We start from the raw sequence: 13915 nt of genomic DNA on the forward strand, positions 1-13915 counted from the left end.
CGATCGCCGGAGATAGCGCGGTTTTGTAGGACAATCCGACCAAAATTCCTTTTTTTCCGGGTATTTTGTAGGACCCCTCTTAAGATGCTTGCGGCAATTTCCGGTCTATGCAGGTGTGCCAGGCGTGGGTGAAGTCGCGCAGACGGCCTTGCGGGTTGAAAATCTGTCGCCAGATGCGCGCCAATGCCAGCAGGTCGTCGGCGGCGGGCAAGGGCGTGGCCTGCTCTTCGACGAGCATCCAGGCAATGGCGGTGGAATAGCGCAGGTTGACCGTGAGTTCCAGGTGCGGGCCGCCGAGGAAGGCGTGCTGGCTGGCCAGGCCGCGGACCAGGCTGGCCAGGTCGGGGTCGCGGGCCAGGTAATCGTCCCACAGTGCCTGGTGACGATGTTCGCCGATGCGGTACAAGCCATGCCCGCGCCGGTCATGCAAGGCTGCACCCAGGGCTGACTGGCTGGCGGCGATACCCAGCAACAAGGCTTCGGCGCTGGCACTGTGACGGTTCAGGTAGACCAGGGTGGGTCGGATCACATACTGACACAATTCATTCGCCGCGATACCCATGATGCCCTCGAGCAGTTAAGGGCCGGACGGGCGCTGGAGCTTGGCAGCTGGTGAAGGATCAGGCCCGCCGGAAGCGGCAGGTGCCGCTCGTGTTGAAGTGTAGTGTGATAATAATGATGTAAAAGGCTGTTTTTAAATCGATTGCTGCCTGACGTGCCGGGCTATATGCCTTAAGGCAATTACGCCAGGCCGGTTCAGGCAGGCTTGCGATGGAGCCATTCAGTGCTTGAATACCGCACCATTCAGGGTTCACGCGGTGAGCGACTGACGGGTACGGGCGATAACCGCTTGCAGCGGTTCGCTGCGGCTGTATTGCTCCGGATACAGGCGCTCGGTGTGGCAGGCGACGCCATGTTCGTCCACCAGGGTGAAGCTGAAGCTGCCCTTGCGTGGGGCGACGATCAGGCACTTCAACGGCGAGAAGGCCTGGGAAAGGGTGCCAATGGCAGCCTGAATTTGATGATGAGTTTGCATATTGTTTGGAGGTTCCTGCTTTAAACACGGAGTTAGGATCCGTGCATGATAGAAACGTTCCAGTGACGTCTTTATTAAGGGACGAACGAACCTGACTGGAACAGGGCAGCCAGAGGGGGCGCAATCAAAAGTGGGCGCTTGGGCTGACTGGTAGGTACTTCAGAAGGCAGGCAGCACGCCGGGGCCAAGGTTCTAGGCCGTCGGGGTGGGATCCTGATCAATCTGTCACGTGATTCGTGCTTGAACAGCGCAAGGCTGGCGAGTGAATCATCGAATGGGCCGGTCCTGGTTTCAGCAGTGCCACCCTTGGGAGGAGCGGGTCTGCAAGGACGCTTGAGGCCAGAATTGACTTTCAGCTTGGTACTAACGAGGCGCACCTTACCGGAAATGCGAACGCTTGGCAAGCTTTACCGCTTTGCCCAGGCGAGCCGAACAGTATCGCGCGTAATGCGCCTGCTGGGAAGAGGGGCCAAACGGCCTGCAATCGGCTGGATGTACCGTTTTCGTGCACTCGAATGAGGGTTCAGGGTGCACTTGTTCACAGTCGGTGCGGCGCTTGTAACCACTTGGCAACACGCTATGACGGACTCGCCAATGCCTTGACTGGGCGGTTAAGTCAATGAAAAAAAACACTATTTTCAGCTGGTGAAAAAATCGTCAGTTTGAGCCAAAGCCCCGATCTACGCGGGTTTGCGGGGGATAGTAGGGGGTTGTCCACCGAGTTATCCACAGGAACTGTGGATTGTCCCAAGCGCTTGCTCTAGGACGGGCGTGCCAGCAATATAATGAACTGTCCGACAATCGACAGGTTCCAATGCGCCCTCAAGTCATTCACTTGAGAACGTCAAGAAAAGATCGCTGAAAATTTTCTGGGTTTTGCCGCAAACGCCTTGCCGCAATGCAAGAATTCGAGTGGCTGCGCCAAACCCGCGCCGTTAACGATTGCTGATAAGCTGCGCAGCAATCATCAGCATCATTCGGGGTAGGCATGACAGTGGATCTGGCCAGCATTCTGCTGGGCTTGGTGGCAGGGGCTTTGCCCTGTCTGGGGTGGATCATGCAGCTGCAGCGCCGCCAAGGCGCGCGGCAGGCCGAGCAGGCGTTGCTCGAAGAACGCCTCAATGCCGCTCTGTTGGCCCAGGCTGGCCTGCAGGCGCAGCTGGAGGCCAGCCGCGATGAAATCAGTGACCTCAGCGAAGCCAACACGGTCAAGCAGGCCCAGCTGGCCGCCCAGGGCCGTGAGCTGGAATTGCTCCAGATCGACCGTGACAACGCCCGTGATGCCGCCCACGCCTGGAGCCTTGAGCGCGCCAACCGCGAAGCCGAACTGCGCCGCCTGGAGGCCCAGACCGCACGCCTGGACGCCGAACTGCGTGAACAGCAGGAAAGCCACCAGCAGCGTCTGGAAGACCTGCAGGAAGCCCGTGATACCTTGCGCGCACAGTTTGCCGACATGGCCACGAAAATCTTCGACGAGCGCGAGCAGCGTTTCGCCCAGACCAGCCAGCAGCACCTCGGCCAGTTGCTCGACCCGCTCAAGGAGCGCATCCAGGCGTTCGAAAAGCGTGTGGAGGAAAGCTACCAGCAGGAAGCCCGCGAACGCTTTTCGCTGGGCAAGGAACTGGAGCGCCTGCAGCAGCTCAACCTGCGCTTGTCCGACGAAGCCACCAACCTGACCCAGGCCCTGAAGGGGCAGAAGACCCAAGGCAACTGGGGAGAGCTGATCCTCGAGCGGGTGCTGGAGCATGCCGGCCTGGAAAAGGGCCGCGAATACCAGACCCAGGTCAGCCTGAAGAGCAGCGACGGCGAGCGTTTCCAGCCCGATGTGCTGATCATGCTGCCCGGCGACAAGCAAGTGGTGGTGGATGCAAAGGTCAGCCTCACTGCCTATCAGCAGTTCGTCGCCAGCAACGACGATGCTGCGCTGAAGCAGCATGTGCAGTCGCTGCGCAGCCACGTCAAAGGCCTGTCGAGCAAGGACTACAACCGCCTCGAAGGCTTGCACAGCCTGGATTTCGTGCTGCTGTTCGTGCCGATCGAGGCGGCTTTCTCGGCCGCCCTGCAGGCCGAGCCGAACCTGTTCCAGGAAGCCTTCGACCGGCAGATCGTGATCGTCAGCCCGACCACCCTGCTCGCTACCCTGCGGGTGATCGACAGCCTGTGGAAGCAGGAGCGCCAGGGCCAGAACGCCCGCGAGATCGCCGAGCGCGCCGGTTGGCTGTATGACAAGTTCGTGCTGTTCATCCAGGACCTGGACGAGCTGGGCAGCCGCCTGCAGCAGGTCGACAAGGCTTATGCCGCCGCGCGCAACAAACTGTGCGAAGGGCGCGGCAACCTGGTCAGCCGCAGCGAACAGCTGAAAATGCTCGGGGCCCGCGCCAGCAAGAGCCTGCCGGCCGATTTGCTGGAGCGGGCGCTGTCCGACGAAGCGTTGCCCGAGGAAGTGCTTACTGAACCAGGCTCAGATGGCGATTGAGCAGGGCACGCAGGGCCGCTGGCTTGACCGGCTTGGCCAGGTAATCCAGCCCCGAAGCGTGGACCATGGCGAGGGTTTCCTTGCTGCCGTCGGCGCTGATCACCACACCCGGCACCGGTTCGCCCAGGCGCGCGCGTAGCCAGCCCATCAGCCCGATGCCGGTCTCGCCATCGTCCAGGTGGTAGTCCACCAGCGCCAGGTGCGGGCGCATGCCCTTGGCCAGCAAGGCTTCGCATTCGGCCTGGTTGCGTGCGGTCCATACCTGGCAACCCCAGCGGCTGAGCAGGCTGTTCATGCCGATCAGGATGCTGTCTTCGTTGTCCACGCACAGCACGTGCAGCCCGGCCAGCGGCTGACCGGCCTGTTCCGCCGGGGCACTGGCAACCGGTGCAGCCTGGCGGGCAATCGGCACGCTGACGCGGAACACCGTGCCTTTGCCCGGCCATGAGCGCACTTCCAGCGGGTGGCCGAGTACCCGGCACAGGCCGTCGGCGATCGCCAGGCCAAGGCCGAGGCCTTTCTCGGCGCGGGTCTGGTGACTGTCCAGGCGCTTGAACTCCTGGAAAATCACCTGCAGCTTGTCGTCGGCGATGCCCGGGCCACGGTCCCACACTTCCAGCCACAAGCGTTCACCCTGGCGCCGTACCCCCAGCAGGATCGGGCTCTTGCCGTAGCGCAGGGCATTGGTCAGGAAGTTCTGCAGCACCCGCCGCAGCAGCTTCATGTCGCTCTCCACCCGCAGGCGACTGCCGCGCAGGTGGAATTCCAGGCCTTTTTCGGCGGCCAGCACCTTGAACTCGGCGCCGAGGGTGTCGAACAGTTCGTTGAGGGCGAAGGGCTTGGGGTCCGGGGTGATCTTGCCGTTTTCCAGGCGCGAGATGTCCAGCAGGTCGCTGATCAGTTCTTCGGCCGAGCGTAGCGAGCTGTCCATGTGCTGCACCAGTTGCCGGGCCTCATCGTTCATGCCTTCGGCCTGCTGCGACAGGGCTGCGGAGAACAGCCGCGCAGCGTTCAGCGGTTGCATCAGGTCATGGCTGACCGCCGCCAGGAAGCGGGTCTTCGACTGGCTCACGGCTTCGGCATGGCTCTTGGCTTCGGACAATGCCTGGTTCAGTTGCGACAACTCGTAGGTACGTTCGGCAACCCGCTGCTCCAGGCTTTCATTGGCTTCACGCAGGGCCTGCTCGGCCTCGCGGAATGGGGTGATGTCGGTGAAGCTCATGACGAAGCCGCCGCCCGGCATCGGGTTGCCGATCAGTTCGATCACCCGGCCATTGGGGAACAGGCGTTCCGAAGAATGCGCGCGGCCCTGGCGCATCCAGTGCAGGCGGCGAGCCACGTGTACCTGGGCTTCGCCGGGGCCGCACAGGCCGCGTTCGGCGTTGTAGCGGATGATATCGGCGATCGGCCGGCCAACACTGATCAGCCCGTCGGGGTAGTTGAACAGCTCCAGGTAGCGACGGTTCCAGGCCACCAGGTGCAGGTTCTGGTCAACCACGCTGATGCCCTGGTTGATGTTCTCGATGGCGCCTTGCAGCAGGGCGCGGTTGAACTGCAGCACCTCGCTGGCTTCGTCGGCGATGCGCACCACGTCTTCCAGCTGCATGTCGCGGCCTTCGATGGCGGCCTTGACCACGGCGCGGGTCGATGAGGTGCCGAGCACCCCGGCCAGCAGGCGTTCGGTGTGTTCGATCCAGTCACCGTCGGCGTTCTGGTTGGGGTTGAAGCCCTTGCCCTGGCGGTAGGCGAAGCGGATGAAGCTTTGTCGCGCGCGCTCTTCGCCGACAAAGCGCGAGGCCAGGGTCAGCAGGTCGTCGATCTGCACCGCCAGCAGCGGCTTGCTGCTGGGGCGGGCACTGGTCTGCTGGCCGATGAAGCGGCCGGCTTGCCAGTGCTCGGACACCCGCGTGCGCGACAACACCGAGACCCAGGCGAACAGCGTGAAGTTGCCCGCCAGCGACAGCACCACGCCTTGGGTCAGCGGGCTGATCGGCAGATTCAACGGGTTGCCGTGCAGCCACGCCAGCCCCGGAAACAACTGCAGCGACCAGCCCACGCTGTGCGCGGCAATCGGCAGCACCAAGGTGTAGAACCACAGGAAGATGCCGGCTGCCAGGCCGGCGAACACGCCGCGGCGGTTGGCCTGCTTCCAGTACAGCGCGCCGAGCATGGCCGGGGTCAGCTGGGTCACGGCAGCGAAGGCGATCTGGCCGATGGTCGCCAGGCTGGCCGTGGAGCCGAGCAGGCGGTAGCTGACGTAGGCCAGCAGCAGGATCACCACGATGGTCACCCGGCGTACCGACAGCATCCAGTGGCGGAACGCCTCGAACGGCCGCTCGGCGTTGGTCCGGCGCAGCAGCCAGGGCAGCAGCATGTCGTTGGAAACCATGGTCGACAGCGCCACGGCCTCGACGATGACCATGCCGGTGGCGGCCGAGGCGCCGCCGATGAACGCCAGCAGGGCCAGGCTCGGGTGGGCCTCGGCCAGTGGCAGGCTGATGACGAACGAGTCGGAAATCACCGTGCCCGGCAGCAGCATCTGCCCGGCCAGGGCGATGGGCACGACGAACAGCGCGGCCAGCGCCAGGTACATCGGGAACACCCAGCGCGCCAGGCGCATGTCCTGGGGTTCGATGTTCTCCACCACGGTGACGTGGAATTGCCGTGGCAGGCAGATGATCGCCATCATCGCCACGGCGGTCTGCACCACCATCGACGGCCAGTTGATGGTCTCCTGCCAGTAGTCCTGCAGGTGGACTGACTGGCGGGCCTGGCTGAACAAGTCATCGAAGCCGTCATACAGGTTGAACACCACGAACACGCCCACGGCAAGGAAGGCCAGCAGCTTGATCAGCGATTCGAAGGCAATCGCCAGGACCATGCCACGGTGGTGCTCGGTCACGTCCAGGCTGCGGGTACCGAAAACGATGGCGAACAGTGCCAGCACCAGCGATACCACCAGCGCGGTGTCCTGCACGCGGGTACCGGTGGCGTCGGCGCTGGCGCCGATCAGCAGATTCACGCCCAGCACGATGCCTTTCAGTTGCAAGGCGATGTAGGGCAACACGCCGACCAGGCAGATCAGTGCCACCACCACCGCCAGGGTCTGCGACTTGCCGTAGCGTGCGGCGATGAAGTCGGCGATCGAGGTGATGTTCTGCTGCTTGCTGATCAGCACCATCTTCTGCAGCACCCATGGCGCGAAGATCAGCAGCAGCACCGGGCCCAGGTAGATCGGCAGGAACGCCCAGAGCTGTTCGGCGGCCTGGCCGACCGCGCCGAAGAAGGTCCAGCTGGTGCAGTACACCGCCAGCGACAGGCTGTAGACCCAGGCACGCAGTTTCGGCGGCAACGGCGTGCTGCGGCGGTCGCCATAGAAGGCGATGGCGAACATGATGGCCATATAGGCCAGGGCGACCACGGCGATCAGCCCGCTGGACAACGACATGAAGACTCCGAAGCAAAAAAGATAACGCGGTCCCGATCAACCAGTCTGGCACGCAGGTGCCGCTTCGTCAGCGCAGACCATGGTCGCAGTGGCAGGTGGTCGCAGGGTGCAGCTGCAACCTGTTCCAGCGCCTGCTCGAGGCTACCCGCGCGGCAGTCGGCACAGGCATCGTCACCCTCGGCGGGTACCCAGCCAATAGAACACCCCCGCCAGTATCACCGACAACACCAGCAGGTAGAAGATCGCCCCCGGCCACAGCTGCACCAGGGCAAATCCCACCATCACCGGCCCTAGCGCCGCGCCCAGGTTGGACAGGTTCTGCGCGCCGTAATACACCCCGCGCAAGTGCTCCGGTGCGATCAGGTCGATGAACATGTATTCGGCGGGGATGACAATGATTTCGCCCAGGGTGAACACCAGCATCGCCAGGCACCACATCAGCGTCGACCCGGCCAGGGCAAAGCCCAGCAGCCCGGCGATGAACAGGCCCATCCCGGCCAGCAGCCAGGGCATCAGGCGCTGGCGGCTGATGCGTCGGCCGATCAGGTACTGCAAGGCAATCACCGTCACAGCGTTGGTGGTCACCAGGTAACCGACCAGGCGTGCTGCCTCGCCCGGGCTGCTGGTCACCACCAGGTACTGCGACAGGTAGGCAGTGAACTGGCCGAACACCACCGCGCTCAGCACCCCGCCCAGGGTAAAGCACACCAGCCGACGGTCACCGGCCAGGCCCAGTGCCACCTGGCCGAAGCCGGCGCCGGGTTGGTCCGCTGCGCTGGCCTGCAGACCGCGGTCGCCCAGGCGCCAGTAGGCCAGGCTCATGCCCAGGCCAAGCAGGGCCGAGGCGATGAATGGCAGGTGGCCGTCCAGCTCCAGCAGGGCCACGCCCAGCAGTGGCCCGGCGGCGTAGCCGATGTTGCTGAGGGTGTACTTGATGGCGAACACCTCGGCCCGCTCTTCCACTGGCAGCAACGCGCAGAAGCCCGCCTTGGCGGCGATGTCGACCACTGCCAGGGCCAGGTTGACCAGGACCAGGCAAACGAAGAACGACAGCGCCGAGCGGCTGGCGACCGCACCGACGAAAGCCAGGGCGAACAACAGGGTACTGCTGCTGACCAGCGTGTGGTTGTGCAAGGTGTCCACCAGGTGCCCGCCATACAGGCTCAGCAGCGAGGCGATGATCAGTGCTCCGCCGACCAGCAGGCCGATCTGGCTGATCGGCAGCTGGAAGCTGTCGGCCAGATACACCACCAGGTAGGGCAAGGTGAGGGCGCGGGCGACGGTGAGCGTGAAGGTAGTGAGCAGCAGCAGGCGAACGGTGTGAGGGTAGCCTTTGATGGCGGCGAGCATTGCCACGTCCTTGTTGTCTTGGGTTGCCAGGCACCAGCATAAGCCAGCGCTTGCCAGGTCGCGCATTTACCGTGCAGATTTGTGGCTTGTCGCGCCCGGCGCGCCTCCAATGCTAAAAGCCCCCAGGACCAAGGACGATGAGTCATTCCTCGCAATTCACCTTGCTCGGCAAGCGGCGTTTCCTGCCGTTCTTCATCACCCAGTCGCTGGGTGCGTTCAACGACAACCTGTTCAAGCAGTCGCTGATCCTGGCGATCCTGTTCAAGCTCAGCCTGGGCGACGGCGACCGTTCGATCTGGGTCAACCTGTGCGCATTGCTGTTCATCCTGCCGTTCTTCCTGTTCTCGGCGCTGGGCGGGCAGTTTGGCGAGAAGTTCGCCAAGGACGCGTTGATCCGGGCGATCAAGCTGGCCGAGATCGCCATCATGACCGTCGGCGCGCTCGGCTTCATCACCAACCATCTGGCGCTGATGCTGGTGGCGCTGTTCGGCATGGGCACGCATTCGGCACTGTTCGGCCCGGTGAAGTACTCGATTCTGCCGCAGGCGCTACGCGAAGAAGAACTGGTCGGCGGCAACGGGCTGGTGGAAACCGGTACTTTCCTGGCCATCCTCGCCGGCACCATCGGCGCCGGGGTGATGATGTCGGCCGACAGCTATGCCACGGTGGTCGCTGGCGGCGTGGTCGGCACGGCGCTGCTGGGCTACCTGGCCAGCCGCTGGATCCCGCGTGCTGCCGCCGCTTCGCCGCAAATGCCACTGGACTGGAATATCTTCAGGCAGTCCTGGGCGATCCTGCGCATGGGCCTGGGCCAGCCGCCGGCGGTGTCGCGGTCGATCGTCGGCAACTCGTGGTTCTGGTTCGTCGGGGCCATCTACCTCACGCAGATTCCGGCCTATGCCAAGGACTGGCTGCACGGTGACGGTACGGTGGTGACCCTGGTATTGACCCTGTTCTCGGTCGGTATCGCCCTGGGCTCGCTGCTGTGCGAGCGGCTGAGCGGGCGCAAGGTGGAAATCGGCCTGGTGCCGTTCGGCTCGTTCGGTTTGAGCCTGTTCGGCCTGCTGTGGTGGTGGCACTCCGGCGATGTGCCGGCCGCCGCGGCAGCGCACGACTGGCTGGCGTTGCTGGGCATGGGCCAGGCCTGGTGGATCCTGCTGTCGATCGTCGGCCTTGGCGTGTTCGGTGGCTTCTACATCGTGCCGCTGTATGCGCTGATCCAGGCGCGCACTGCCGAGGACCAGCGTGCCCGGGTGATCGCCGCCAACAACATCCTCAATGCCTTGTTCATGGTGGTGTCGGCGCTGCTCACCATTGCCCTGCTGGGCCTGGCCAAGCTGAGCATCCCGCAGTTGTTCCTGGTGGTGTCGCTGCTCAATATCGCGGTGAACGTGTATATCTTCAGGATCGTGCCCGAGTTCACCATGCGCTTCCTGATCTGGCTGCTCAGCCATTCGATGTACCGCGTGCAGCACCGTGGCCTCGAGCGCATCCCCGAGCAAGGCGCGGCATTGCTGGTGTGCAACCACGTGTCGTTCGTCGACGCGCTGCTGCTCGGTGGGGCGATCCGTCGGCCGATCCGCTTTGTCATGTACTACAAGATCTACAACCTGCCGGTGCTCAACTTCGTGTTCCGCACCGCAGGCGCCATCCCGATTGCCGGGCGCAACGAAGACCTGGCCACCTACGAGCGCGCCTTCAGCCGGATTGCCGAGTACCTGGCGGATGGCGAGCTGGTGTGCATCTTCCCGGAGGGCAAGCTGACCGGCGATGGTGAAATCGATGTGTTCAAGGGCGGCGTCAACCGCATCCTCGCAGAAACACCGGTACCGGTGATTCCGCTGGCCTTGCAGGGGCTGTGGGGCAGCTTCTTCAGCCGTGACCCGGGCAAGGGCTTTTTCAAGCGCCTGTGGTCACGGGTAACCATCGTGGCAGGCCCCGCCATCCCGGTGGAGGCCGCGCAGCCAGAAGCGTTGCGTGAGCAGGTCAGCCGCCTGCGCGGCGACCTGCGCTAGGCTCTGTATGAAAAGTCTTGAGACGCAGGTCAGGCAAGGCGAAAACAGCCGAGGAAGCGGAGTGTACTGGAGTACATGAGCATTCCGAGGCTGTTTTCAACGCAGCATGAACAAGTATCAAGGCTTTTTCGTACAGAGCCTAGTGGCGGGTGTCAGCTGGCGCTGACTTTCAGGCCAACCAGGCCGGCAATGATCAGCGCCACGCTGACCAGGCGTACCAGGGCCATCGACTCGCCGAACAGGAGGATGCCGGCGATCACCGTGCCAACTGCGCCGACGCCGGTCCAGATGGCGTAGGCGGTGCCCAGCGGCAGTTCCTTCATGGCCAGGCCCAGCAAGCCCAGGCTGATGGCCATGGCGGCGACGGTGAGTACGGTGGGAAGCGGCTTGCTGAAGCCATCGGTGTATTTCAGGCCGACCGCCCAACCGACCTCGAACAGGCCGGCGAAGAACAGGATGATCCAGGACATGGTGCGTCTCCATCGTTGCAAAGGATGGGGCCGTCCCCGGGATGATCACGCGCTGCGTCGTGAGGTCGTCCTCACAGTCGGGCACCAGAGTGCCCAACTGCTGCCTGCGAAGCAAGTGGCGCTCGTACGCTGGCCGGTCAGAACCGGTAGACGCCTACTTTATGGATATGAACCACAAAGTTGCTGCCGGCCCCCTTGGCAGCCTTGCACTGGCGGTTGTCGGCAGTCCATACCCGCCCACCCTTGGTCGACACTGTAATGGCCGCTTCCGGCGTGGAGCGTGGCACCAACGGCTCTCCGTCGCGCTTGCAGATGCGCCAAGGCCTGGTCGAGCCCGAGTAGAAGCCCAGACGGCCATCGTCGTTCAGGCTCAGGACGCGATCGTCCTTGCTTCCGCCGTTGGTATATTCCTTGATGATGTAGACATCGCCATCATCCTCCTGATAGCAGCCGAACCAGAATGTGCTCGGCAGTACCTGGGCATCCATGATGCAGAGCCAGTCACTGTCGTCGATACGTACGGAACGCCTGTTCCCTCCCTCTTCCAGGTAGATATCGCCGGTGAAGGATTTAGAGGTGTCCAGCCTGGAGTCATCCATTGTCGTCTCCGTTATGGGTCATGTGATTGTGCGTTTGATGGGCGACAGGCAAGGGGCGCCGTCGCCACGCAACGAATCTATGCGCATGACCAGGAGATGCGCAGGCAGAAGGGGTTCCGCGCTACTCAGGCTGGTACCCGGGTCATGCAGGCTCTGTTCCGCGCGCCGCTGTCTGCGGCTCACCCTTGCGCCGGAACCAGGTCGACAGCAGCGCCCCGGAAATATTGTGCCAAACACTGAACAACGCGCTCGGCACCGCCGCCAATGGCGAGAAATGCGCCGCAGCCAGAGCCGCGCCCAAGCCGGAGTTCTGCATGCCTACCTCCAGCGCCAGCGCCTTGCGCTGGGCCAGCGGCAGCTTGCACAGCTTGCCGGTCAGGTAACCGAGCAAATAACCGAAGCTGTTGTGCAGTATTACCACGGCCATGATCAGCAACCCGGACTCGGCGATTTTCGCCTGGCTGGCCGCCACCACTGCGCAGACGATCATCACGATGCTGACCACCGACACCAGCGGCAGCACCTGCACCGCCGCCTGCACCTTGCTGCCGAGCAGGCGCTGGGCCAGTACGCCAAGCACGATCGGCAGCATCACCAGCTGCAGGATCGACCAGAACATGTCCATGAAGGACACCGGCAGCCAGGCCGAGGCGAGGAACCAGATCAGTGCCGGGGTCAGCAGCGGCGCGAGCAGGGTCGTCACCCCGGCAATCGCCACGGCCAACGCCAGGTCACCCCGTGACAGCCAGACCATCACGTTCGACGCCGTGCCGCTCGGGCAGCAGCCAACCAGGATCACGCCTACGGCGATTTCCGGCGGCAGCTGGAACAGCTGGCACAGAAGCCAGGCCATGCCCGGCATGATCACGAAGTGCGCGACCACGCCCAGCATCACCCGCCAGGGCTGACGGGCGAGGGCGGCGAAATCGTCGAGCTTGAGGGTAAGGCCCATGCCGAACATCACCAGGCCCAGCAGCGGCACGATGGCCACCTTCAAGGCGACGAACCATTGCGGTTGCAGGAAGGCCAGCACGGCGAAAACCAGCACCCACAGGGCAAAGGTGTTGCCGACGAAGCGGCTGAGGGCGGCGAGGGCACGCATGGGCAAGTCCTTTTTTTATTATGGCGGTGTAATTTTCAACGGCCTAATCGCCGGTGCTGTCCGACATTATTCCCAGCCAGCACCGGCATTCCATGGCAGTCAGACCCCTTGCGGAATCTCCTCGCCACCCAGCGCCTCGAACAGCGCCGGCAGGAACTCGGCAAAAGTCATCATCATCAGCTGGAAGCTGGCGTCGAACTGCTGTGCAGCTTCGTCGCCGCCATCCTGTTCGGCCTGCTCCTGCAGCAGTTCCTCGAACTTCACGCGCTTGATCACCATCTTGTCGTCCAGCACGAACGACAGCTTGTCCTGCCAGGCCAGGGCCAGCTGGGTGACCACCTTGCCGGTGCTCAGGTGCAGTTGGATTTCCTCGCCGGTCAGGTCCTGGCGCTTGCAGCGCACGATGCCACCGTCTTCGGCGGTGTCGCGCAGTTCGCATTCGTCCAGCACGTAGAAGCCTTCGGCGGCCTGCTGCGACTTGACCCAGTCGGTCATGGTGGCAGTTGGCGCGATCTTCACCGTGGCCGGGCGCACGGGCAGCGAGCCCATCACTTCGCGCAGGGTCGACAGCAGGTCTTCGGCACGCTTGGCGCTGGCCGAGTTGACCAGGATCAGCCCCAGGCGCGGGGCGATGGCGGCGAAGATCATCGAGCGGCGGATGAACGCGCGCGGCAGGAAGGCCTGGATGATCTCGTCCTTGATCTGGTCGCGTTCCTTCTTGTAGACCTTGCGCATCTGCTCGGTCTCGATCTCTTCGACCTTTTCCTTGACCGCGTCATTGACCACGCTGCTGGGCAGGATGCGTTCTTCCTTGCGCGCGGCAATCAGCAGGTACTCGCCGCTGACATGCACCAGGGGAGCGTCTTCGCCCTTGCCGAATGGCGCGACGAAACCATAGGTGGTCAGCTCCTGGCTGGCGCAGGGGCGGGCCGGCTTGCTGGCCAGGGCCGCTTCCAGCGCTTCAGGCTCGAACGGGACTTCCTGGGTCAGGCGGTAGGTCAGCAGGTTCTTGAACCACATGAGGGGCAATCTCTCCTTAATGCATAAGGCGGGCATTATTCTCCGAGCGGTGCTCCGAGGCCAACCCTGTCAGAGGGCCAGCAGCTATCTGCATGCCAGGAAAATGCCCGGCGGCGCTAGGTCTTTGAAAGATCTGGAATTTTTTTTGAAAAAAGTTCAAAAAACGCTTGCCAGGGTAGCAGGCCGTCCGTAGAATGCGCGCCACACCGAGACGAAGGGTGATTAGCTCAGCCGGGAGAGCATCTGCCTTACAAGCAGAGGGTCGGCGGTTCGATCCCGTCATCACCCACCACTCGATGTTTAGCGCAGCGGTAGTTCAGTCGGTTAGAATACCGGCCTGTCACGCCGGGGGTCGCGGGTTCGAGTCCCGTCCGCTGCGCCATATTCCGCTTCCAGGGC

10 protein-coding genes and 2 tRNA genes are annotated in these 13915 nt (G+C 63.3%); 4 read left to right on the forward strand and 8 right to left on the reverse strand.

Annotation, left to right across the window (positions count from 1 at the left end; translation table 11 throughout):
* Positions 1-79: 79 nt before the first annotated feature.
* Positions 80-562 (reverse strand): hypothetical protein, encoded by a 483-nt coding sequence (locus ACJA3S_RS06350; RefSeq protein WP_186689593.1) that lies wholly within the window; start codon positions 560-562, stop codon positions 80-82.
* A 249-nt stretch (positions 563-811) separates the two neighbouring features.
* A complete protein-coding gene (locus ACJA3S_RS06355) occupies positions 812-1036 on the reverse strand; it encodes a hypothetical protein (protein WP_003257337.1) in 225 nt (74 codons plus the stop codon).
* 1102 nt (positions 1037-2138) lie between these two features.
* On the opposite strand from ACJA3S_RS06355, the gene rmuC reads away from it, so the two are divergent.
* Entirely contained in the window at positions 2139-3512 is a 1374-nt protein-coding gene (rmuC, locus tag ACJA3S_RS06360; RefSeq protein WP_406822214.1) for a DNA recombination protein RmuC, read from the forward strand.
* On the opposite strand, the gene ACJA3S_RS06365 is transcribed toward rmuC, so the two are convergent.
* Together ACJA3S_RS06365 and ACJA3S_RS06370 are read right to left on the reverse strand one after the other, a co-directional pair.
* Entirely contained in the window at positions 3484-6960 is a 3477-nt protein-coding gene (locus ACJA3S_RS06365; RefSeq protein WP_406821199.1) for a NahK/ErcS family hybrid sensor histidine kinase/response regulator, read from the reverse strand. The genes rmuC and ACJA3S_RS06365 overlap by 29 nt on opposite strands.
* Positions 6961-7131: 171 nt before the next feature.
* On the reverse strand, positions 7132-8310 hold the full coding sequence (locus ACJA3S_RS06370; protein ID WP_406821200.1) for an MFS transporter: 1179 nt from the start codon (positions 8308-8310) through the stop codon (positions 7132-7134).
* 137 nt (positions 8311-8447) lie between these two features.
* Here ACJA3S_RS06370 and ACJA3S_RS06375 point away from each other — a divergent pair, with 137 nt between their 5' ends.
* Positions 8448-10325 carry an MFS transporter gene (locus tag ACJA3S_RS06375; RefSeq protein WP_406821201.1) on the forward strand — a complete coding sequence of 626 codons (1878 nt, stop codon included), beginning with the start codon at positions 8448-8450 and terminating at the stop codon, positions 10323-10325.
* Positions 10326-10477: 152 nt separating this feature from the next.
* Here ACJA3S_RS06375 and sugE read toward each other — a convergent pair whose 3' ends face one another.
* The 4 genes from sugE to rdgC form a co-directional block, all read right to left on the reverse strand.
* Positions 10478-10795, reverse strand: coding sequence for a quaternary ammonium compound efflux SMR transporter SugE (sugE, locus tag ACJA3S_RS06380; RefSeq protein ID WP_170028748.1), 318 nt, complete (start codon positions 10793-10795; stop codon positions 10478-10480).
* 137 nt (positions 10796-10932) lie between these two features.
* Complete coding sequence (locus tag ACJA3S_RS06385) at positions 10933-11394, reverse strand: hypothetical protein (RefSeq protein WP_406821202.1); 462 nt, start codon at positions 11392-11394, stop codon at positions 10933-10935.
* 142 nt (positions 11395-11536) lie between these two features.
* Positions 11537-12496: a bile acid:sodium symporter family protein gene (locus ACJA3S_RS06390; protein WP_406821203.1), complete on the reverse strand. Its 960-nt coding sequence runs from the start codon at positions 12494-12496 to the stop codon at positions 11537-11539.
* Positions 12497-12595: 99 nt separating this feature from the next.
* On the reverse strand, positions 12596-13516 hold the full coding sequence (gene rdgC, locus ACJA3S_RS06395; protein WP_170028750.1) for a recombination-associated protein RdgC: 921 nt from the start codon (positions 13514-13516) through the stop codon (positions 12596-12598).
* Between the two features lie 216 nt (positions 13517-13732).
* On the opposite strand from rdgC, the gene ACJA3S_RS06400 reads away from it, so the two are divergent.
* Positions 13733-13808: transfer RNA gene (locus ACJA3S_RS06400), tRNA-Val, on the forward strand.
* A 13-nt stretch (positions 13809-13821) separates the two neighbouring features.
* Positions 13822-13898, forward strand: a tRNA-Asp gene (locus ACJA3S_RS06405).
* Positions 13899-13915: the final 17 nt, after the last annotated feature.

Source organism: Pseudomonas sp. KnCO4 (assembly GCF_045344305.1).
Classification (GTDB): domain Bacteria; phylum Pseudomonadota; class Gammaproteobacteria; order Pseudomonadales; family Pseudomonadaceae; genus Aquipseudomonas; species Aquipseudomonas anuradhapurensis.